We start from the raw sequence: 22971 nt of genomic DNA, 5'->3' as shown, positions 1-22971 counted from the left end.
AGGCTTATTGGCAGGCGTAGGAGACGCCGTTTGCCGCGTCAATTTTCCGAATGACGTCCCAAAAGTCCTTGTAGTTCATATCGATAAACTGGGCCTCGTTGGACTTGGAGAACTCTGCCTGTAACGCGGTTCCTTCCCAATCAAACGTGAAGAAGGCCTCTTTAATCTTGTCCTGAAGCTCGGGCGGAAGGTTGTAAACAGTGCCGAAACCAGTAGTCGGGAAGGTTTGAGACTTGTAGATCGACACAACTTGATCAGCACTGATAACATCTCGTGCGATCATACGCTGCATCACAGAATTGGCGACAGCACCTGCAGGATAATCCTTGTTGGCCACACCGAGAACAGTATTGTCGTGCTTGCCTGAGAAGACTGGTTCAAAATCACGATCTGCAAGCATGTCATACTCACCCTTCAGGATAGCAGATGGCGCTTTGAAACCCGAATTCGACGTGGGCGACGAGAAAGCAAGCTTACCGCCCTTGATGTCTTCTACCGACTCCACACCTGATCCTGGAAATGTGATCAATTCCATCTCGTAGCCGAAATGTCCATCTTCCGACGCCATAATTGTAAATGGGCGGAAACCGGCACAATTCACTGCCAAAGGGTTAGATCCAGTGTTGAAACCCGAAATATGCAAACGTCCAGAGCGCATAGCCTCAATTTGCGCCGCGTTCGATTGAACTGGAAATATCTGGGCATTTTTGCCAGTTACACTTTCAAGATGGTCAATGAACTCAACCCAAGCATCCCGGTAGACCGCCGGATCCTCAACCGGTGTATACGCAAAAATCAAGGTGTCAGGATCAATCCACTCATTGGGATCAGTGGGGATATCCGCAATCAAATCCCCATCCACGTCGCAAAATCGCTCGTCCAGATCACCCCTCGGGCAATCTTGCGCCGAAGCTGTGCCGGAAAGCGACATAAGCGAAATTGCCGATGCCCCAATCAATAATCTGATGTCTATCTTCATGTTTTCCTCCCAGTCATGCGCGGTCTTTTTGCAGTCCGCTGTTCGTCATTCGTTTCAGTGTTTACGGGGCGACGAGAACATCAACCTCGGCACCGTTGATCGCGTTAAGCAATTCTCCTGTTGGTTTCGTGTCGGAAACTATGGAATCCAGGCTGGTCAGGTCTCCGACCTGAGACAGGCCTTTACGGCCAAATTTCCCTGAATCGATTAAAAGATGTCGATTTGCTGCGCGCGTCAGCATCATTCTTTTGACAGCCGCAAAACCGCGCACGGTTTCTGAAGGGCCTTCAACCGAAAAACCCGACGAGCCGATCATGCATCTGTCGACATTGAACCGAGACAGGAATTCCAGCGTTTCGGTTCCAATCGTCGCAGATTCGGTTGCCAGATATTCTCCTGGACAAAGCAAAACCTCGGCAGCCCCATGGCCGAGGGTCATTGCCACCGGAATAGAATTCGTAATCACTGTGCAAGGAGTGCCGAGATAGGCCAATGCACGGGCCATTTCGATTGTGGTCGAACCGGAATCGATCATGACCGTTTCACCATCGCGTACCAACCCCGCCGCGCTGATACCTATGCGTTCGCGTTCCTCAATCCGCGCGTTGGCTCGCTCGTCCAGACCTGGATAATGCCCTTGTGCCGGGGCAGATGCCCCTCCGTGCGCGCGTGCGATCAGGCCGTCATTCGACAGGGCGTCAAAATCCCTGCGCACCGTCTCGTTAGAGACGTTGAAACGCTGGGCCAATTCATTGATGCGAACGTGCGGGCGAAGCTTCAACTCCAGCAGTATTTGCTGGCGCCGGTCGGATTTCTTTACCCTACCCCGACCCTTTTCAATCGTTTCGGCACGTATTTTCGTTTTGGACATCCAACAACCCAATCAGGTTTCAAGCCCCACCTTTGTGGGATTTCGGGCATAATGCAATAATTTTTGTTGCATAACCCTCAGTAGGTTGTGACAATTCGGAAGAGTCTAAAGCGCAAGGCAAGAATGTGTGAATTGAACCGTTTCAAAGTGAAAACCCAAGGACCACCATTAACGACTGAAGGTTATTCTGGTTGCGCTTTTGATACCGTGTCATTGAGGGCAGCATGAGCGACGGCAACATAACAGACCAGATTGCAGCGCTTCCGATGCGCTGGGACAGGGATGGAAAGCTGCGTGTTCTGATGGTGACTTCGCGCGATACAGGACGGTGGGTCATCCCAAAAGGTTGGTTGATGGAAGGAAAGAAACCCTGGCATGCCGCCGAAATTGAAGCACTGGAAGAAGCAGGTGCAGTCGGGGCAATCTCGAAACAGCCAGTTGGTCATTTTTTCTATGACAAACGCTTTGAGGGCGCGAATAGCGTTCGTTGCCGCGTAACCCTCTATCCCATGGTAGTTGAAAAACTGAAACGGCGTTGGAAAGAACGGGACGAACGGACACGTCACTGGTTTTCACCGGGGAAAGCGGCAAAGCTGGTGGAAGAAAGAGATCTCTCAAGTATTCTGAAAAATCTGACGGGCAATCAGAACGCCCAGTCTGTCATTAACAAGCTTCGAAAAGCTGGATGAGAAAGCGCCTGACAAAACAAAAAATACTGGGCGCAAAATAACCAAAGGGAGGAATGATAATGAAAAAACTTACATCCACGGCCGTCGGGTCGCTGATTGCAATAGCCGCATCTATGTCGGCAGCGCAGGCGGACAAGCTGACACTCTATTGCTCCGCGCAGGAAGACTGGTGCCAACTCATGGCGCGTAGCTTCGAAGATGCGACGGGCATCGACGTCAACATGACGCGTAAGTCGTCAGGTGAAACTTTTGCTCAAATCCGTGCCGAAAGCTCAAACCCGAAAGGAGACGTGTGGTGGGGCGGCACGGGTGACCCGCATTTGCAGGCCGCTGAAGAGGGCCTGACAATGGAATACATGTCGCCAATGCGCGACCAGCTTCATGATTGGGCGATTTTCCAGGCCGAGAGTGCCGGAAACAGAACGATAGGTATCTATTCCGGCGCACTTGGGTATGGCTATAACGCAGACTTGCTGGCGGCCAACAACCTGCCTGAACCCGCCTGTTGGAAAGACCTGCTGAAGCCTGAATACAAGGGCCACGTTCAGATGGCCAACCCGAACTCGTCTGGTACGGCCTATACGACGCTGGCCTCGATGGTGCAGATCTTTGGCGAGGATGAAGGTTTTGAGTTCATGAAAGGCCTGCATTCGAATATCAACCAGTATACCAAATCCGGATCGGCACCAATCAAAGCAGCCGGTCGTGGCGAGAACACGATTGGCATCGTCTTCATGCATGATGCGGTAAAGCAGGCCGTATCGGGTTTCCCGATCAAGGTCGTCGCGCCGTGCGAGGGTACGGGATACGAAATTGGCTCGATGTCCATAATTGAAGGCGCCCGCAACGAGGAAGAGGCGAAGAAGTTCTATGACTGGGCACTGTCGCCCGAGGCGCAGAACCTTGCTCTTCAGGTCAGCGCGTTTCAGGTGCCATCGAACAAGAGCGCGGAAACATCGGAAAGCGCGCCTGACATGAGCCAGATCAAGCTGATTGACTATGACTTCAAAAAGTATGGTTCCTCAGACGAACGGAAACGTCTGTTGCAGAAATGGGACGAAGAGGTTTCGGTTCTGCCGCAGTAAATGACTGACCAGACTTCAAAAAAGACCCGCCCGGTTCTGATCTTTTGGGTCATCGCCGGGTGGGTCGGGTTTTGCCTGCTGCCGTGGTATATGGTCGACGGCGGCCTGTGGTCATTCGAATGGCTTTTTGACGGCTACCCGTTTGACGAAGATTATGCCCCCGCTGCATTCCTGATCGCACAGGGTGAGAAGCTTTGGCTTGCCCCGCTGTTGATCGCCCTGACCTTACCCCTTCTGGTGTTGAAACGAGCGAAATCTGACCCGCTCTATGCCCGTGTTCTGATCCTTTCCGGTGCACTCGGCTTCGGCTGGTTGATCGCACAGGGCTTCGGGATTGGCATCAGGGGTTTCAATTTCAATTGGTTGGTAGCCTATTTTGGTGAACTTGGCGATCGCCAGTTCGGCATGGGCTATGGTGCAATGATTTGCGCATCAAGCTTTCTGTTCCTGTTGACCCAAGGCATTGCGGCAAGAGGTGCCATCAACGGTGACGTCTTTGTTGTCAGTGCGATTGGCGGTGTGATTACTATCGTCACCGTCTTTGTCTTTTTTCCGATCGCCAAGATGCTGTTCGCTGCTTTCGTCACTGAAGATGGCGCATATTCGATTGCTGTCTTCTTCTCAAAGTTCTTTGATGGCCGGCTTTGGGGGTTGGGGTGTTTTTATGGCGCCAGGTGCGGCGCGGCATGGAACTCGCTGTTTCTCGCCATCCTGGTTGGCTTCGTCACGACGGCCCTGGGTTTGTGCTTTGCACTGGTCGTGACCCGCTCGGGTTTCCGCTACAAGCGCATGCTGCGGGCTTTGACTGTTCTTCCGATCATCACCCCGCCATTTGTGATTGGGCTCGCGCTGATCCTGCTTTTTGGCCTGTCAGGCTCAGTCACACGGTTCGTCGCCGATCTGTTCGGCACGCAGCCAACGCGCTGGCTGTACGGAATGCCAGGCATATTCATCGCACAGGCCCTTGCGTTCACACCCATTGCATTCCTCGTTCTAATCGGCGTGGTGGAAGGCGTCTCGCCATCTATGGAGGAAGCGGCACAGACTCTCCGCGCCAGCAGGTGGCAAACGTTCAAGACAGTGTCCCTGCCTCTGATGCGCCCCGGACTTGCCAATGCATTTCTTTTGGGCTTCATCGAAAGTATGGCCGACTTCGGAAACCCACTTGTTCTGGGTGGGAATTTCGACGTTCTATCGACCGAGATTTTCTTTGCCATCGTAGGGGCGCAATACGACCAAGGACGGGCCGCCGTTCTGGCCATGGTATTGCTGTTTTTCACCCTTTCGGCCTTTTACGCACAGCGTGTTTGGCTGGGTAAGAAAAGCTATACAACCGTAACAGGCAAAGGCGACGCAGGCGTGCACCCTTTGATGCCGACAGGCCTTTCTGTTCCCGTGCTGGTATTCGCCCTTGGCTGGGCGGTGTTCACGATCATTGTCTATGCAATGATCATCTACGGCAGTGTGGTCGAGCTTTGGGGTGTCAATAACTCCCTGACCCTAAAGCACTACGTCACTGCATTCTCTGTTCGATTTGAAGAAGAGGGCATTCGTTGGACCGGCGCTGCTTGGGACAGCTTCTGGACCACCATAACCATTGCGGCAATTGCTGCACCTCTGACGGCGGCGGTTGGGCTGGTAACGGCTTACCTGTTGACCCGGCAGAGCTTTGCAGGAAAGAACACTTTCGAGTTTGGAACCATGCTGTCCTTTGCTATCCCCGGTACGGTGATTGGTGTCAGCTATATTCTTGCCTTCAACGTTCCGCCAATCGAAATAACCGGCACAGGCGTTATCCTTGTTATCAGCTTCATATTCCGCAACATGCCGGTTGGGGTCCGTGCGGGCATCGCCAGCATGTCGCAACTTGACCGCAGTCTTGATGAATCGTCGCTGACCCTTGGTGCAAACTCGTGGCAGACATTTCGTCGTATCATTCTGCCGCTGCTACGCCCCGCGATACTGGCCGCACTTGTTTACAGTTTTGTCCGTGCGATGACGGCGATCTCGGCTGTGATCTTTCTGGTCAGTGCCGAATACGACATGGCAACCAGCTATATTATCGGGCGGGTCGAGAATAACGACTATGGTCTAGCCATTGCGTATTCGACGACGCTTATCTTCGTGATGCTGGCAGTTGTTGCGTTGATGCAGCTGATCGTTGGTCGCACTCAGATCGGGCGTCGAATGACGCAGTCACGCACCAATGTTTAGGAGATTTTGACATGAGCCTGCAATCCAAGGCCGCGCCGGTACGGTTCGAGAACGTGTCGAAAGTGTTCGGCAAAAACGTTGTGGCTGTTGATAACATTAACCTTCATGTCGAAGCGGGAAAACTGGTCACGCTGCTTGGTCCGTCAGGCTGTGGGAAAACAACGACGTTGCGCATGATCGCCGGGTTAGAAATGGCAAGCTCTGGCAAGATTATGATTGGCGACCGGGACGTCACCAAACTGCCCGCAACAGATCGCGACGTATCAATGGTGTTTCAATCATACGCGCTGTTTCCCCACATGAGCGTGCTGGAGAACGTGATGTACGGCCTCACATTCTCGGGCTTTGCCAAGGATGAGGCTCGCAGCCGCGCCTTGCATGGCTTGCAATTGGTAGGGCTCAAGGGGTTCGACAATCGCCTTCCCTCCGAACTCTCGGGTGGTCAGCAACAACGTGTCGCCGTCGCGCGAGCGCTGGTTCTTGAACCACAGGTTCTGCTGTTTGACGAGCCGCTATCCAACCTTGATGCCAAGCTGCGACGCCAGGTGCGCGAGGATATCCGGGCCATTCAGCAAGACCTTGGATTGACGGTTGTCTATGTCACCCACGATCAGGAAGAGGCCCTGGCCGTCTCGGACGAGATTGTTGTGATGCGGAACGCCGCGATCGCTCAGATGGGTACACCTCGCGAGCTTTATGATGCCCCGAATGACCGGTTTGTTGCCGATTTCATAGGCGAGGCAAACCTGCTCAACTGTCAAATCATTGCAACTGACGGAGATATTGCAACGATCGAGATCGAAGGATACCGTCACACTCTGCCGCGTCGGGGTTTGACCAATGGGGCCGCGACCATCGCTGTACGACCCTCGCGCCTTGTGATTGGTTCTGATGACGGCATCGCCGCTACAGTGGCCAAGGCAACCTATGTTGGCGTGCGGATGGAATACACGCTGACCGGCGCATTTGGTCAGGTTTTTGCGGTCCACGATGATGTTGATGCACCGCTTGCACCGGGTACCGAAATCAGGATGGGGTTTGCGGGCAAAGGACCGGTACTTCTGCCTGACTAGATGCCGAATTTACTGATCATCACTCACCCCGAGGTCGTTATTGATCCGGATACCCCCATTACGGAATGGGGTCTGAGCACGACAGGTCGCTGGCGCGCCGCATCCTTTGCCGCCAGTGAAGCTATGGCCAATGTCAGCCATATCTGGGCCAGCAGCGAACGAAAGGCTCGCGACACTGGTGAGATTCTGGCTGCGCCCTTGGGGTTGCCCTTATATTTCCACCCGGATCTTGGCGAGAATGATCGGAGTGCCACAGGTTTCCTGCCACGGGAAAAGTTCGAGGCGGCCGCCGACGCATTCTTTGCCCAGCCGGACATTAGCTTTCGCGGTTGGGAAACTGCGGCCGATGCTCAGAGGCGCATTCGTCGTGCAGTGTCGGAGATCATTCGTGCCCATGGAGCCGGAGACCTCGCAATCGTTACACATGGCGCGGTCGGTACATTGTTGTGGTGTGAACTTTCTGGAAATCCGATTAACCGCCAGTACGATCAACCGTCACAAGGCCATTATTGGCAGGCAAGCCTGACAAATCTACGACCTTATTCCACTTGGTTATCAATGGCCTAGACGTTAAGCACCCCAAGCGTTCTCTGCGATTTCCAGCAAGCTTTCAAATACATCTGGCGTTCCGACGATCACACGCCCACCGTCGCGGATCATCGCGTCGGCGTCTTGATCTTCGACAACACCACCCGCTTCCGTAACCAACAATTGCCCAGCCAGACAATCCCAAGCGTTCATGTGTTCTTCCACATAACCCAGAAGTCGCCCGGCTGCGACATAGGCCAATGACAATGCACCACTGGCGTTTCTGTGAAACATGGAACCGCGCTCGATCAGCGCTGCGACCACCGGCACGACGTGGCGAGTTTCGATCCGGTTCGAATACCCCACAGAAACCGTCCCGTCCTGAAGAGCAACCCCAGAGGCCACGTGTATCGGTGAACCGTTCAGTGTCGCGCCCTCTCCACGTGTTGCCACAAAGGTTTCGTCCATATTCGGATCCCGGATCACACCGACCGCAGTGCGCCCTTCGGTGACACCGGCCAGAACAATCGTCCATACCGGTATGCCATTGACGAAATTCGTAGTTCCATCAATTGGATCAATCACCCAGTCAAACCCGCTCTCACCGGTGGCAGCGCCGTGTTCTTCGCCAAATATCCCGTCTTGCGGCCAGGCATCCATGATCTTTTGGCGAATGAAGGTTTCGACGTTTTTGTCCGCCTCACTCACCCAGTCCTGAGCACCTTTTTGATCGATGACCAGATTACTCCTGTCCAAGAAGTATTTCTCTGCAATCACCCCAGCTTCTTCACAGACCGCGATGGCAAAATCTCTGCGTTCCGAAAGACGATTCATGGCCTGTCCTTTTGTGTTTGTGTATCTAGGGCCAACATTGCGGTCCAAGCGGAAGGCTTGCAATGACTGAGTTGCAGCACCGTTCAATTCAATTCATGCCGCTTCGAGGTTGCCGAGCAATATGGACGTCATATCGGCGGTTATCACCCCGTCTATGGCAACAACATCCATTCCAGTCTGATAATCAACGTTGCTTTTTGTAATTCCCGACAAGTCCGCATCTGAATCCAAAAAGACCCATTGAGGTTCATGCGCAGTGGTTTGCCCAACGGCCACCTGCAAGATCGCCAGTGCATCCAGGGCATTGATGGTTCCATCTTGATTGATATCCGCCGCGATCAAGTTCTCCGCATCGGCAGGTCCCCATGTCGGATCGAGGCCAACCGAAATGCGTAACACTTGCAAGGCATCCAGGGCGTCGATCTCTTTGCTCGCCGTTGAATAATGTTTGACGACGTCCAGTCTTCCGGGGAAAGTGCCATCCGGAAGGTCCAAATCAAATTGCCCCTGATCGTCAGCCGTGACAGATACCGTGCCACCACCGTCAGGAGTGAACTTGATCTCTGCATCCGACAATCCGGGATTTGCAGATTGGCTGTCCACAGTGATTGGCCCAAGCACGCCATCCGAACTGTCGGGCGTCAAACCGCCGAAATCACCAAAATCAACCGGAATGTGATCGGGGCCTTCAAACCCGGCCCCGAAAATATCGGTACTGGTCAGCGATCCACCCGAAGCAGACTGAACCTGCACCACCTCGCCCCGATACTCTATCCGCGCCCCTTGAGTGGTGCTGGTAAAGGTCAGTTGCTGAGGGGACCGCAACAGCAAATAGTCGAACATGTCCAGACGGTCCACACCCGGTTGAAAATCCGTGATCGTGGTCAGACCGCTGCCCGACTGCATCACGAAAATGTCGGCCCCTGCCCCACCTGACATAGTCGTAGCACCTGTTCCGGCTATCAGTATGTCATCGCCATCTCCGCCAATCAGGGTGGTATCCAGAATACTGCCGCTCAGCATGTCGTCTGAGGTCGTCCCCGACACTGTTCCAAACCCTTTGTCCACGATCCCCAGATCATCGACAGGAACCGAAATTACAGTGACTCCAGCGTCTTGTTGCGACGTAACCAGAATCTGCAACTCATTGCCGACATGTGCAATGCTCAGCGATTCAACATTCTGCAATCCACTAGTCAAAGTGTCGGCGAAACTGTCCAGATAAACCAGCTGGCCTTCCGGAGTCAGCGTGAACAATGTAAGCCCATCGTCGCCGCCACCCGCCACGACGAATACGCGCCCGTTGATGTCCACGACCTCAAGGTCCTGCACTGATTCAAAGCGGGTCGTGAGCGAATCCAGAATATGGTCTGTGGCGCTCAGGCTGCCGTCAGCGTTCAATTGAAGCACACTGAGCGAGTTGCTGCCTGCACCCGCCACGATTACCCAGGGCTTGCCGTAGGCCTCGATCGTTTCGATGGCTGTCGGAGTCGAGATTCCAAGGGTTCCGAGGGCTGAACTGTTGTCAATCTCGGTCAACTGACCGGAAATGCTGTCGACCCGAAAAGTTGAGACTGTATTGCTGACCGCATCACTTGAGATCAGGAAATGGTCTGTTCCTGCGCGCAACGTCTGCATCGCGCCACTAGAGCCAGCAACAAGGCCAGCAAGGCTCAGCGTTCCGTCCTGATTAACAAGATATGTCCCGATTTGACCCGTTTCTTCATGAGCCATTGCTAGAACATCCATGGGCCCGATCGACACTTGAACAATGGCCGAGATATCTCCGCCTCCCGTCAGAGATCCGGTTTCAGTAAGGGTGTCCAGGGTGCCATCCGGGTTTAGGTCATATCCGACCAACCCGACCGCCATATTCACATCCAGTACAAGTTGTTCGGTTCCCGCCAGCGTTATTGGTGTACCACTGCGACCAACGTGAAACGTGATTGTGCCGCTGTAATATTCCGTGTCGACCAGTTGAGGCATCGCGCCCTCGACCAGCCTCCAGACCGCGACGCCGCCGCCCGGTCCGGCGACGGTATAAAGATACGTGGTTCCGTTAAGCGTTTTTAAAGCCGTATCGCCGATACCTGAATCGAGCGCCGCTCTCCCCGTTGCCACCACACCTTCGAATTGAAGCATCACAGCCACACCTCCTGCGCCACCCCTGGCCTTGACCAAAAGATGACCTGATGCACGGACCGAAACAAAAGCGGAATTGTGGTGAAAACGAGAAGTTCGGTTTCAGATTAACTCAATTTTTCACTTTCGATCGCAACAGTAACCAGCGGGAAAGACAGATGAGCCAGCCGTTATCAGCGCGACATGTCTTCCTTTTCGGTGATCGCGGAAACCACATGTGAGGGTAAGATGACCAAAGCACCAGAGTTCAACAACCGTCCGGCGGCTGAACCTTCGGAAACGGACCGCAAGCAACACATTCGTCAGTGGATCGATGGAAAACTTGGTCGCTGGGCAGGGCGCGGCGCTGCCGGTGGGTTGATTTCAACTTTGATGGCCTTGCCCGCGTTATCACAAGTCACAATTGAAGAACTGTATGCTTTTCAATTCGCGGAAACCATTCCAGGCGTTCGCTCTGTCAAGTTGTTGAAGAATGGCGATGTTCTTCTAAAAATGGCCGATGGCCGCACAATGATTGTGGCGGCTGAAAACGTCCAGATCCTGGACAGCGGTGCCATCATGATCGCTGAGAATGTGGTTCAGGAGATTGCCCAGTTCAGCGCTGTGGAAGCAGGCGCGTCCGCAGGCGGCATCAGTGGGGCCGGCGCGGCGTTGGGCGGATTGGGTCTGGCCGGGGCGGCTGCGGCCGCAGGAGGTGGCGGCGGTGGCGGTGAAGACAGCCCCGTCGTATCCGAACCCATGCCGACATACACAAGCCTCAACCTCGCAGAGCTGCAATCCACTGCACTGAACAATGTCAGCACCAACGCCATCGCTCCCGAAGGGACTGCGACTATCGAAGTCACAATAGGGTCACTGGTCAAAACCGTGACACCCAACCCCGATGGCAGCTGGAGCATCTCTCTGACAGCCGCCGAGGCCAGCGCGCTTCCACAGGGGGTGTCGACGGTGACCATCAGGAACCTGGATGGGTCGGGGGCTGAGCTGTCGACACAATCCGTTCAGTTTGACATCGATACGGTCCCGCCAAGCCTGTCAATCACCGGATTTTCTGACGGGCCGGTACTCAACCTGGCCGAACAGGCCACCGACCTGACGGTCACCGGTGTAACTGATGCTGAAGACGGGCAAATCGTAACGGTTTCACTGAACGGGCAAAGCTATTCCGGTACGGTTTCCGGTGGACAGTGGAGCGTAACCGTCCCGGCGGCTGACCTTAGCGCCTTGCCTGACGGCGCAATCGTAAATGTAACGGCAGACGTGACTGACGCGGCTGGAAACCCGGCCGCACAGGCCAGCGGAAGCTTTGATACGGATTTCACCGCGCCAAGTGTTTCTCTGGATCCAGTTGCGGGTGGATCAATTGACCTGATTGATGTGGCTGGTGACTTAACCTTAACGGGTTCCACCACGGCCGAAGACGGGCAAACCATCATCGTCACGTTCGACGGTCAGGTGTACAGTGGTGCTGCGACAGGCGGAAACTGGACTGTCACGATCCCCAATTCCGACCTCGGTAGTCTATCCACCGGAACACCTGCTGCAATTGTTGTGGCGGTCGAGGACATCGCGGGCAACCCGGCCGCGCCGATTCTTGTTACTGTACCTGTGGACCTGACCGGCCCCTCAATTTCGATATCTCCGCTTTCCGTCGGCGCAGTTCTCAATGCTGCTGAAGCCGCGGCAAGCTTGGCTATAAGCGGGACAACCGCCAATGTCGAAGATGGTCAGCAAGTCACTGTCACTCTGGATGGTCAAACATATACCTCAACAGTGACGGGCGGAACATGGACTGTAACAGTCCCAGCGGGTGATCTGGCATCTTTGGCCGACGGAGGCAGCTTTCAGATTACCGCAGACGTCAGCGACGCAAACGGGCTGACAGCCCCTCAGGCTGATGTGACACTATTGAAAGACGTCACAGCACCAACCCTCAGCATCGACACATTCTCGACCGGCGCATTCATGAATGCTGCCGAAAAGGCGGTGGACCTGACAATATCGGGCGCAACGTCGGCCGAAGACGGTCAAGTCGTGACCGTCACTTTGAACGGTCAATCTTACAGTGCTACAGCAGCCGGAGGGTCTTGGAGCTCAGTTGTCCCTGTTGCTGACCTTGCGGCCCTCTCTGATGCCGCCACCGTGACGGTCACGGCTGACGTTTCGGATGCCGCAGGAAATCCGGCGTCACAGGCCAGCAACAGTTTCACGTCCGATTTCACACCCCCTACCCTGGGAATAACCGGTATTTCTGACGGCACTGTTATGAACGCTGCTGAGCAAGGTACCGACCTGATTGTCTCGGGAACCTCAGACGCTCAGGATGGAACGGTCATTACCGTGGAGGTCGCGCGCGCAGACGGAACAGTAGATATAAGCGGTACCGCAACGGTAACCGGTGGTGTCTGGACCTACACAGCCACATCGGCGGAGCTATCAGGGCTTCAGGATGCGAGCACCTACCACGTCACGGCTTCTGTTTCCGACGCGGCTGGGAATGGCAACCAAACCTCGACAAGTTTTACAACCGATTTTACGGCGCCAGCAATCACGATCGACAGTTTGCCGGTTGGCTCCGTATTGGATGTAACGGAACAAGCTACAGACCTGACAATTTCAGGCACGACGACCTCCGAAGATGGCCAAACAGTGTCTGTCACGTTTGGCGGGCAAACCTATACCGGTATTGCATCGGGCGGAACCTGGGCGATCACTGTGCCAGCCAGCGACCTAGGCGCGCTGTCCGACGGAACAAACCACACCATCTCCGCAACAGTTGACGATATTGCCGGCAACAGCTCGGTTGCGGCAAGCAGTTCGGTAACGACGGACTTTCGGCCTGTTCTGATGCTGGACGATATCGGCGTAAACAACGCAGTGGCCCTTGCCGACGCCAAGCTGTCAGGCATTACTGTCAGCGGTTCCTCTGCCGGGCTTTCAAACGGCCAGGTCGTGGATGTCTTGCTGAACGGCAGTTCCGTCGGTAGCGCGACAGTAACCGCGGACGGATCCTGGACACTGGCTGTCGCGTCGTCAGATTTCGCCGCCATAGAGGCTGGGGATGATCTTATTTTCTCTGCCCAGGCAACTGTTGCAGGAGGACCAGATCCCTTTCCTGTATCGGATCAGGCGGTTGCTCATGAGCCAGCTGCCTACGTGATCTCTGAAGTCGGGCGCAGTGGGTCAACCGTAACGTTTGCCATTTATGCCGATGCAAATCGTGACATCTCTGGTGGCCTGGCTTTTACAGCGGAGCTTGAGTTCGACTCAGCCGTTGCCACATTCGACATTGGATCAGACACGGAACACAGCGCGTTTGATTTGTTCCTGGCAAACCCAGGCACAGGTGACATCATCAACTTCGCTGGGGCGGCGACTGTTTTTTCTGATTTGTCCCAACCTCTTGTCACCTTCACGATGACAGTACAGGACGCTGCTCAACCCATTGAGTTAACGATAAAATCACCTGAAGGTGGCCCTGTTGCAATTCAGTTTGGCACCAATGGCAATGACATCCTAACCGCGGCAAACACGGATACAATCATTCGTGGCGGTGGTGGCGATGATAGTATTGACATCACCGAAGCTGGGCGGGACGTCGTTGTCTTTGAAGCCGACCCTAGTAACAATGGCGTAGACAGCATAACCGGTTTCACAATTGGGTCTGCAGCAGATGTAACCGACGCCCTAATGTTCAGCGGACTGAATGTCGCCACGCTCCGCGGTGATGGTACGGGTTTCGAACTGCTTTCTGTCGGTGGCACATTGGGCATAGATACTGGATTTGTAGGCCTCGATACTGTTCTTGCGGACCTCAATGCCGTTACACTCGAAACGGCTGTAGAAAGCCTTGCCGGGGCATCTACAGGTGATGAGCTCTATGTGATGGCAACGGACGGAACGGACAGTGTTCTGATCAAAGTTGATTTCGTGACACCAGGCGACGCCAACGTCGAAACCCTCGCCACTTTCCATGGTTTGGGCGATCTCAGCGGCTTGACCGCGGACAACATCATACACACCGACCCAACCGGCGCGACCGCCTGACGCGGCTTCGAAACAAATTGGCGCCCATCATTTTCATGAGGCAGTTATGGCAAAGAATGGCTTAACCCCGATCACACGATTACGACATGGTCATCGGTTCTGGAAACGTTACACGTCGTTCGAATTCGCGCACGATATAGTCGACTGCCCGGTGGCAGAGGCAGAGATTCTTCAGGCAGCAGCCACTTTTCCAATCGCATTTTTGAAATCCGACCGGGGATTTTACCCTGTCGCAATCTTATCGATGACACCAGACAAACCGACGCCATTCGTGTCAGCGGAAGGGGATTGGCGTGCAAGCTATGTTCCTTCTGCACTGCGATGTGCACCGTTTCAATTCCTGCCACCTGAACTTCACGATAAAATCGGTGAGGGGGAGTTTGACTTGCTTGTCAACGAAAGCTTGGACTTGGTTACCGACAACCCCGAAGATGAGCCGTTCTTTGACAAAACCGGAGAGTTGGGGCCGGAACTGCAAAAAGTCCAAGCGTTCTTTCACACTCTCACAGCATCACTGGAGAACACATATCAATTGTGCCGTACGATAGCCGGTATGGGGCTTTTTTCTCCACTCGCCTGCGCACAAACGGACGAAAGCCTCGACGGTTACTTTGGTGTCAACGTGGTTGCCTTGCAGCAAGTTCCTTCAGCGCATCTGTCATTGCTCGCCATGAACGGTGGCCTGCGCCTCATATATGCCCACCAAGTTTCCTTGACCCATTTTTCGTGGCTATCGACCGCTCAATTGCGCGCCGAACAATTGGTCAACGGGTCGTCGCCAAGCGTACGATCTGATGCTTCAGATTTTCTAGAAGCGCTGGCCGCCGCCCAACAAAAAGAAAGCCTACTGGACCATCGGTGGCAGGAGGGTCAGTATGCGATTTAATGAGTATTCACTGCATCTTGTCACGCTCAGTCTGCTTTTGGTCTCGATTTCCGCCTGCACCCGCCCGCCCGATTTGACGCCAGTTGCGATGTCCTTTGCAGCCCAAACAGCCGGTGCCAGGGCAACAAAACCATCAAAAACACTCAGCCACAGCGCCTTCGGGCAGCGGGTGAAAAAGGCGGTCGAGAACAGCCCCAACCTGGCGCAAGTCAAATCCAGAATGGGCATCGCGAAAGCCAAACAAGACGCAGCTGAAGGCGCTTTTCTCCCGGAGATTTCGCTGGGGCTAAACGCACGATCTGAAAGGATTGCCTCAGATGTAGCGGATGTATCGCCGTATGTGAGGGTTTCACAATTGGTCTATGACGGAGGGGCGTCCTCAGGGGATCTGACCGCTGCGCGGGCACGTGTCTTGGAAAGCAGAGGCGATCAGATTCAAACAGCCTCATCCACTGCTCTCGCAGCTATCGAGACCTATGTACTTGTCCTCGATCAACGAAAGATTCGAAGCATCGCAGCACAGAATGTTCTAACACATGAAGAGCTTGTTCGCCAGATAACCGACCGAACAGAAAACGGTGTCGGTTCGAGTGCCGACGTTCTGGCAGCCCGGTCGCGCATGTCCGATGCGCGCACAAAGCTGGCTGATGCGCATGCGCGAACAGACCGCGCCGAAGCGCGATTCCGCGAGGTTTTCGGGGATGAGCCCGGCGCTCTTTCTGCACCAGTTCCGGCACCTGGACTGGAAAGAAGTGACATGCAGATCATAATGAACAGCCCTCAGGTTCGGCGGTCCGATGCAAGCCTACTTGCTGCCAAGGCAGAATGGTCCGCAGCGCATGCGCGTCGCAGCCCTGATGTCAGGGTCGCCGCATTCGCGAACCAGAATAACAATCGTGACGCGAACTTTGGAGTGGATCTTTCTTTCAATTACGAGCTGGACAGCACCGGCCAGCGCCGCGCTGCAATAGCAGCGGCGGAATCGCTGGTCAAAGAGACCGAGTTTGCGCGCGAGCAGCTTATCCGCGAAATAACGCGAGAATTGGGTTTTATCCGTTCGGATCAAAAAGCGGGTGCCGATCGGTTACGAGAAGCCCGGATTGCCGTGGAGGCTAACGCGGAAAATGTCGTAGCTTCCCGCGAACAATTTTCGATCGGTCGTCGTAGCCTCATTGAAATTCTGGATGCACAGCGGGACTACGTTAATGCTCAGGAACGTTTGATCCTTGCGGAACAGAGCTACTTTCTGACCAATTATGCAGCCCTAAGCCTGACCGGGGACATACTCGACCTGCTCGGGGTTTCATTGGGCGACTGGGGCAATACGCAATGAACGCATCCGACCCTGCCCCCAATGCTTCGCTGCTTACACCGTTTGAAGCCTGTCTGTTGAATATCTCGTCGGCACTTGAACGGCCATTGAGTCTCGCGGCGCTGCACGCGGCGCAAAGTGGCGCAGACGGGGATCTGACAATACGGGACATTCTCACCCTCGCGCAAAAGGCGGGTATGCAGGCGGGGTATGGGGCAAAGCGCCTTTCCGATTTGGATAACAATCTGACACCCACCCTGTTGCTGTTGGCAGAGGGTAAAGCCGTTGTCTTTCACGGACGAAGGCAGAAGGGTACTTTATTGGTCTTCGACCCAGAGTTAGGCGAAGGTGTCGGTGAGATTTCTGAAGACAGGCTGGCAGCCTGTTATACCGGTTACGCAATCCTGTTCCGGCGCCATCACGACGGCGAAGCATTGGGGGTGTCCGGTTCACATGGCGGTCACTGGTTCTGGAACGCACTAACCGCAAACCGGTGGTCATACATTCAGGTCGCGCTAGCAGCGGCGCTGGCAAATCTTCTTGGTTTGTCCACGTCCGTATTCATCATGGTGGTCTATGACCGGGTATTGCCCAACGAAGCAACGGAGTCGCTGATCGCTTTGACCGTGGGTGTGGCGTTGGCACTGTGTTTTGACTTTACCCTCAAGTTGCTGCGGGCGGGGTTTATCGACAAGGCCGGGCAGAAAGCCGACTTGTTGATGGGCCGGCGCATTTTCGACCAGTTGCTGAACATCCAGATGAAATCGCGCACGGGGTCTACCGGTGCCATGACCAGCACCATTCGCGAATTTGAAACTCTGCGAGAGTTCTTTACATCCGCGACGCTGGTGGCCGTTGTCGACCTGCCGTTCATTGGATTGTTTATCCTGGCGATCTTTCTGGTGGGCGGACAACTGGCTTTGATCCCTGCACTGGCCGTACCGGTGGTGCTCCTGACAGGTTTGGCGGTGCAACCAGTTTTATCAAGGATGGCGGAACGAAGCCTGTCCGACGGGCAGTCCAAGCAATCAGTTCTGGTTGAGGCTGTCTCGGGACTTGAAACCATTAAAACAACGGCAGCAGGCCGAAAAATGCGCGCACGATGGGAACAGGCCATCGAACAGCAATCAGCGCATGGTGCGCGAAGCCGGACTGTCACGCAATTTGCCCTGAACCTGACCGGTTTCACCCAACAGGCCGCGCAAGTGCTTGTTGTATTTCTTGGTGTTTTTCTGATCACTGACGGGCAGGCCAGCATGGGTGCCCTGGTCGCTTCGGTAATGTTGACTGGACGGGCGTTGGCCCCTCTGGGTCAACTGGCGCAGACTTTGACGCGCGCAAACCAGGCCAGATGCGCCTATCGCAACCTCAATGCGCTAATGCACGCAGAAAGCGAACGCCCGGAGGGGCGCACATGGCTGACCCGATCTGATTTCAAAGGGGCAATTGCCTTTAATAACGTGTGTTTTTCGTATTCTGACCAAAGCGAAGATACCCTGCGAGGCGTGTCTTTCACTATAATGCCTGGTGAGAAAGTCGCAATTCTAGGTCAAATCGGATGCGGGAAAAGCACGATTGCGCGCCTGCTATTGGGGCTTTACACGCCACGAGTAGGCTCGGTCATGATCGATGGGCTCGACATACGTCAGATCGACCCAGGTGACTTGCGGCGCAATATTGGATCTGTCCTGCAGGATGTCTGGCTTTTTTCGGGGTCTGTCCGGGAGAATATCGCCAGCGGTGCAGTCCGACCCAGAGATTGCGATATAGTCGAAGCCGGTCGTATTGCCGGTGTCGAAGAATTCGTGAACAGCCATCCGTCGGGCTATGACCTTCAACTCGCGGAACGCGGTGAGGGGCTTTCCGGGGGTCAACGGCAAGCAATCGCCCTTGCAAGGGCACTTGTCGGGCGTCCTCCGGTTTTGCTTTTTGATGAGCCAACCAGTGCGATGGACGTCAAAACCGAAGCCCAACTGGTTCAACGCCTGAGTGCGTCAACCTCCGGATCAACCCTGGTCATTGTAACGCACAGAACCAGCCTGCTGGAGCTTGTGGACAGGGTTATCGTTCTGGAAAACGGAAAAATCGCAGCTGATGGACCCAAAAGCCTGCTGACGCAGCACATGCGCCAGAAAGGGAGGCACTTGAATGTCGCAGCATCCTGATCTGGCGAAGTTGGCGCGCGAAATGCAGGGGCGCTCCCCCGTTCGTGGTTCATTGCTCTTGCTGTTGATCCTGTCCTGTATTGTCTCGGCCGGGTTGTGGGCGCATTTGACCGAGTTGGATGACGTAACACGCGTCAATGGGCGGATCGTGCCTTCGGGCGACATACAGGTGATCGATGCCGCCGAGCCCGGCGTGTTGCGGTCGCTTCATGTGCGCGAAGGCCAGTTGGTCGACAAAGGGGCATTGTTGATGGAATTGGACGCCACACAAATCGACAGCCAACTTAGCCAGGAACAACAGCGCGCTTTCGGGCTGCAAGCCCGTGCTAAACGTTTGCAGGCAGAAATTGATGGAACACAATTAAGTTTCGATGCGCAGCTGATCGAAGGTGCACCCAGTGTCGTGCGTTCGGAAACTGCATTGTATCAGGGTCGACAAGCAGAGCTGGCGGCAGAAATCGCAATTTTGGAACGTCAGCGTGAACAAAAGCAGCGAGAACACGAAGAAGGTGTAGTGGATCAGGTGACGGCAGAAGAAACCCTAAATGTACTTGGGGAGGAGCGTGCAATCATTGCTCCGCTTGTTGAGCGGCAAATGGAACCTGCGACAACATTGCTGGCGTTGCGGCGCAGCGAGGCTGAGTGGCGCGGTCGCAAGGTCCGGGCCGAAGCCGTGACCAACAGGTTGCAAACTGGTTTGGATGAAATCGACGATCGGATTCAAGCTGCTCATAGCCGATTTCGAAGCGCTGCGCTTACTGAATTGGCTATTGCAACTACGGAACTGGCGGCTTTGCAACCCGCCTTGCCAGCCCTACGCGACCGGGCTGCACGAGCGCAGGTTCGCTCTCCGGTTCGCGGTATCGTCAACCGCATCCACCGAACCACCATTGGAGGTTTGGCGCGAAGTGGCGAAGACCTTGTCGAGATTGTTCCCCTGGACGACACACTATTGGTCGAGGCTTACGTAAAGCCCGAAGATATTGCATTTTTACGTGCTGGACAGCCCGTAAAGGTAAAGATCACGGCTTATGATTTTGCGCGATACGGGGCGCTGGATGGTGAAATCCTACGGATTGGCGCCGATACCGTCAAACGTTCAGAGCGGAACGACGAAGAGGTGTTCGTTGTGGAAATTCGCACGAGCGACACAATGCTCGATGGAAATGGTGTCGCGGTGGAAATCATACCCGGCATGATCGCAGAGGTTGACATTTTGTCAGGTCGAAAATCCGTATTGGAGTATCTGCTGGAACCTGTCGTGAAGATAAAAGATCAAGCTTTGCGTGAGTAAGTGCAAAATAGTTGTTTTTCCGACGCTTACAGTGTTTTTCTATCAACATCGCCTGACGCAGAGGGCGGAAAGAAGTTCAGGTTCGCAATCTGCCCACCAGGGGGTCACTATTTCCAGTCGACATCCCCCAGGAAAATATACCCGGCACCGTAAATCGTTTTGATCAGGCGCGGATTTTTGGGGTCTTCACCAAGTTTCGTACGCAACCTGGAGATTCTGACATCCATAGCACGATCAAAGCTGTCGCCCGCTGCACCGCCCAAGGACTCCTGCATCTGCCCCCTGCTGATCAGCCGCTTGGGGCTTTCCAGAAACAGACGCAAAACCTCGCCTTCAGCATGGCTGAAAGGTGTTTCAGTCCCTGACCCGTCTTCCAGAACATACCGATCAAAATGCGCAATCCAGCCGTTGAATTCCGCCCTGTCCGATTGTGATGTCCGACCGCGCGGCGCGCGCAACCTGGCCCGCACCCGGGCAACGACTTCTGTCGGGTCAAACGGCTTGGTAATATAGTCATCCGCGCCCAACTCCAGCCCTGTCACACGGTCCTGAACCTGTGCCCGGCCGGAAATAATGATCACTGCTGCACCCTGTTCCAGCGCCAAGCGATGAACTAGCGCCAGCCCGTCGGTATCTGGTAAAGACAGGTCCACAAGGCAAACATCAGGGGTTACTCGATTAAGGGCTGCTTCAAACTCTCTGGCACGGGAAAAACTCTGCGTCCGGAAACCGGCATCCTCCAGTGCATCCGTCAGAATGCGCCGTATCTCGGGTTCGTCGTCGAGAATGGTCACCAGTGGTTGCGACATCAGGCGGCCTCGGTTTGGATCAGAGCAGACAATTGAGCCTGTGAGAACGGTTTACGCAAAACAGGTGCCAGGGCAAGCGCCCGTTGATGCAGCGGATCTGAATTTGGCAGAGATGTCATAAGGATAAGCGGCAACCCCGGTTTCAACTGTTCAAGGATGTCCAAGCCTGTACCGTGTCCTTCCAGACGGATATCCGACAAGACCAGCGAAATGTCCTTCACACTCGATATCAAGGCCAGTGCTTCATCAACTGAATTTGCTTCAATGACAGTAAAGCCCAAATCCACCAGCATGTCCCTAAACTGCCCGCGCAGGTCTTCGCTGTCTTCAACCAACAGTACCAATCCACCCTGAGCCGGAGGAGCGGGCCGAAAAGGCAAACGCATGACAACTGAGGCCCCAGATGGTGTATTTCTTAGATTCAGATCGCCACCGGCAAGCTTGACCGTATCATAAACCATCGGCAGCCCCAGTCCTGACCCGTCGCTCCCTTTTGTTGTGAAAAACGGGTTCAGTGCCTTTTCTAGCGCCTCGGGTGAAAACCCCGGCCCGGTGTCGGAAACCGTGACTTCGATCCAGATCTCACCTATGGCATGTGCACTGATTGTGATTTGACCCGTGCTCCCGCAGGCATCCCGGGCATTCAGGACCAAATTCAAAAGCGCATCCTGAACCATACCCGGATCAAGCATCAATGTTTGTTTTGGCAAGGTGTTTACGACGGACAGGCCCACACCGCGAGGCAGTGAGGGTGTCGCCAGAATCCTCAGGTCTTCCAACAATCCCCCGATGTCCGTTGCCTGCGGTTGCGGCGTTCGGTTTCCAGTCATGTCGGCGATCCGGTTCAGCAGCTGCCCGCCCCGGCGCGCGGTTTGTTGAGTTGCGGCCACAAGTTCCTGAGCGCCATCCGGCAAATCCATCTTGTCGAGGCGGGACTGCATCCCCAGGATGATAGTGAGCAGATTGGAAAAGTCATGGGCAAGCCCGCTGGTCATCTGGGCTGCCATCGCCCGGCGGCGGGTTTGCTGTAATGCAACGCGTGCCTGTGTCTCTTCGGTGATGTCCACCGACATCACGTACACACCCCCTGCCCCATCCGGCGTAAACGAAACCCGGATGCGTCGGGAATCCTGATCTTCGGTGAACTCGAAAACCGACGGCTCTCCGCTATAGGCCTTAAACAATTGGGCCTTAACCCGTTCAAAGGCGGTCGCACCCAGCGCTTCAGAAATGTGAAGCCCCAGAATATCGGACGGACGCCCAGGCATGACGGCGCTCAGGCGACGGTTCGAGTAATCGTATCGGCCGTCGCTGTCCAAATGCGCAATATGAGCCGGCATCATCTCGGTCACCATACGTGTGCGAGCTTCGATTTCGGTCAATTCCCGCTTGGCCTCTTCCAGCGCCGCGATCGTGGCCGCAAGTTTGCGGTTGGTTGCGGACAGTTCTTCCGCGTGGCTCAGCAACTGTTCCGACAGTTCCTCAGACCGCGCGCGCAACAGGTTTTCCGCCCGCCGCGTTCCGGTGATATCGGTGTAGACCGCGACCCACCCGCCTTGTGGCAGCGGTGCGCCTTCAATTGAAACAACCTGCCCATTGGGACGCACGCGCTCCATGTAGTGAGGCTCAAACGCCAAGGCTTGCTGGACGCGCAGATTGACCATTTCCTCGACACTTTCATCGTCGCCATACTCACCGCGGCTGGCAAGAAAGTGGATCGTATCCCGAAACAAAGCACCCCTTTGAACAAGCTCGTCCGGCAAACCGAACATTTCCTGGAAACGGCGATTGCTGAGCACCAGTTGCAATTTGCTGTCATAAATGGAAAGCGCCTGACCGATCAGGTTCAGCCCGGCGGTCGTCATCGCCTTGATACGCTTTTCCGTTATGTCCAAGTTCGTCGTCTCCTCGGCTCATGCCTAGCATCTGAAACCATGCACGGGTAGTGGAATTGAGGGGAGGCGTTTCGGACCCTGTCTTCGTTCAATTGCTTTTTGCAATCCGGGAGTGCACAAAGCAAAATACTTCGACACACCCGCCCGT

16 protein-coding genes are annotated in these 22971 nt (G+C 54.8%); 10 read left to right on the top strand and 6 right to left on the bottom strand.

Annotated features, from left to right (window positions below; genetic code table 11):
• Positions 1–4: 4 nt before the first annotated feature.
• Complete coding sequence (gene phnD / locus AC2FLZ_RS16945; RefSeq protein ID WP_480477266.1) at positions 5–979, bottom strand: phosphate/phosphite/phosphonate ABC transporter substrate-binding protein; 975 nt, start codon at positions 977–979, stop codon at positions 5–7.
• 61 nt (positions 980–1040) lie between these two features.
• Positions 1041–1850, bottom strand: a complete 810-nt coding sequence (locus tag AC2FLZ_RS16940) for a DeoR/GlpR family DNA-binding transcription regulator (RefSeq protein ID WP_496882458.1) — start codon at positions 1848–1850, stop codon at positions 1041–1043.
• Between the two features lie 224 nt (positions 1851–2074).
• Here AC2FLZ_RS16940 and AC2FLZ_RS16935 point away from each other — a divergent pair, with 224 nt between their 5' ends.
• Genes AC2FLZ_RS16935 through AC2FLZ_RS16915 form a run of 5 tightly spaced genes read left to right on the top strand, consistent with a single transcriptional unit; the run spans position 2075 to position 7478 of the window.
• Positions 2075–2539: an NUDIX hydrolase gene (locus tag AC2FLZ_RS16935; RefSeq protein ID WP_480519960.1), complete on the top strand. Its 465-nt coding sequence runs from the start codon at positions 2075–2077 to the stop codon at positions 2537–2539.
• A gap of 59 nt (positions 2540–2598) precedes the next feature.
• Positions 2599–3624, top strand: a complete 1026-nt coding sequence (locus AC2FLZ_RS16930) for an ABC transporter substrate-binding protein (RefSeq protein ID WP_496882457.1) — start codon at positions 2599–2601, stop codon at positions 3622–3624.
• Positions 3625–5838: an ABC transporter permease gene (locus AC2FLZ_RS16925; protein ID WP_480554947.1), complete on the top strand. Its 2214-nt coding sequence runs from the start codon at positions 3625–3627 to the stop codon at positions 5836–5838.
• Between the two features lie 11 nt (positions 5839–5849).
• Entirely contained in the window at positions 5850–6911 is a 1062-nt protein-coding gene (locus tag AC2FLZ_RS16920) for an ABC transporter ATP-binding protein (RefSeq protein WP_480554945.1), read from the top strand.
• Positions 6912–7478 (top strand): histidine phosphatase family protein, encoded by a 567-nt coding sequence (locus AC2FLZ_RS16915; protein WP_480519952.1) that lies wholly within the window; start codon positions 6912–6914, stop codon positions 7476–7478.
• Positions 7479–7481: 3 nt separating this feature from the next.
• Here the strand turns inward: AC2FLZ_RS16915 and AC2FLZ_RS16910 are convergent, their stop codons facing one another.
• Both AC2FLZ_RS16910 and AC2FLZ_RS16905 read right to left on the bottom strand, forming a co-directional pair.
• On the bottom strand, positions 7482–8273 hold the full coding sequence (locus AC2FLZ_RS16910; protein WP_480554943.1) for an inositol monophosphatase family protein: 792 nt from the start codon (positions 8271–8273) through the stop codon (positions 7482–7484).
• Positions 8274–8366: 93 nt separating this feature from the next.
• Positions 8367–10415: a dockerin type I domain-containing protein gene (locus AC2FLZ_RS16905; RefSeq protein WP_496882461.1), complete on the bottom strand. Its 2049-nt coding sequence runs from the start codon at positions 10413–10415 to the stop codon at positions 8367–8369.
• A 228-nt stretch (positions 10416–10643) separates the two neighbouring features.
• Here AC2FLZ_RS16905 and AC2FLZ_RS16900 point away from each other — a divergent pair, with 228 nt between their 5' ends.
• Genes AC2FLZ_RS16900 through AC2FLZ_RS16880 form a run of 5 tightly spaced genes read left to right on the top strand, consistent with a single transcriptional unit; the run spans position 10644 to position 20119 of the window.
• Positions 10644–14462 (top strand): Ig-like domain-containing protein, encoded by a 3819-nt coding sequence (locus tag AC2FLZ_RS16900; RefSeq protein ID WP_496882456.1) that lies wholly within the window; start codon positions 10644–10646, stop codon positions 14460–14462.
• A gap of 46 nt (positions 14463–14508) precedes the next feature.
• Positions 14509–15348, top strand: a complete 840-nt coding sequence (locus AC2FLZ_RS16895; RefSeq protein WP_480554941.1) for a SapC family protein — start codon at positions 14509–14511, stop codon at positions 15346–15348.
• A complete protein-coding gene (locus AC2FLZ_RS16890; protein ID WP_496715880.1) occupies positions 15338–16681 on the top strand; it encodes a TolC family protein in 1344 nt (447 codons plus the stop codon). The genes AC2FLZ_RS16895 and AC2FLZ_RS16890 overlap by 11 nt, the downstream gene beginning before the upstream one ends.
• A complete protein-coding gene (locus tag AC2FLZ_RS16885; protein ID WP_496882455.1) occupies positions 16678–18825 on the top strand; it encodes a type I secretion system permease/ATPase in 2148 nt (715 codons plus the stop codon). Before AC2FLZ_RS16890 ends, AC2FLZ_RS16885 begins: the two co-directional genes overlap by 4 nt.
• Positions 18809–20119 carry an HlyD family type I secretion periplasmic adaptor subunit gene (locus AC2FLZ_RS16880; protein ID WP_496882454.1) on the top strand — a complete coding sequence of 437 codons (1311 nt, stop codon included), beginning with the start codon at positions 18809–18811 and terminating at the stop codon, positions 20117–20119. The genes AC2FLZ_RS16885 and AC2FLZ_RS16880 overlap by 17 nt, the downstream gene beginning before the upstream one ends.
• Before the next feature lie 107 nt (positions 20120–20226).
• On the opposite strand, the gene AC2FLZ_RS16875 is transcribed toward AC2FLZ_RS16880, so the two are convergent.
• Both AC2FLZ_RS16875 and AC2FLZ_RS16870 read right to left on the bottom strand, forming a co-directional pair.
• Complete coding sequence (locus tag AC2FLZ_RS16875; RefSeq protein WP_480477238.1) at positions 20227–20928, bottom strand: response regulator transcription factor; 702 nt, start codon at positions 20926–20928, stop codon at positions 20227–20229.
• The gene (locus tag AC2FLZ_RS16870) at positions 20928–22823 is read right to left on the bottom strand and encodes a PAS-domain containing protein (protein WP_480477236.1); all 1896 of its coding nucleotides are present in this window, start codon (positions 22821–22823) and stop codon (positions 20928–20930) included. Before AC2FLZ_RS16870 ends, AC2FLZ_RS16875 begins: the two co-directional genes overlap by 1 nt.
• Between the last annotated feature and the right edge of the window lie 148 nt (positions 22824–22971).

The organism is Ruegeria sp. YKSF131, assembly GCF_059612645.1.
This window is presented reverse-complemented; position numbering and strand designations above follow the sequence as displayed.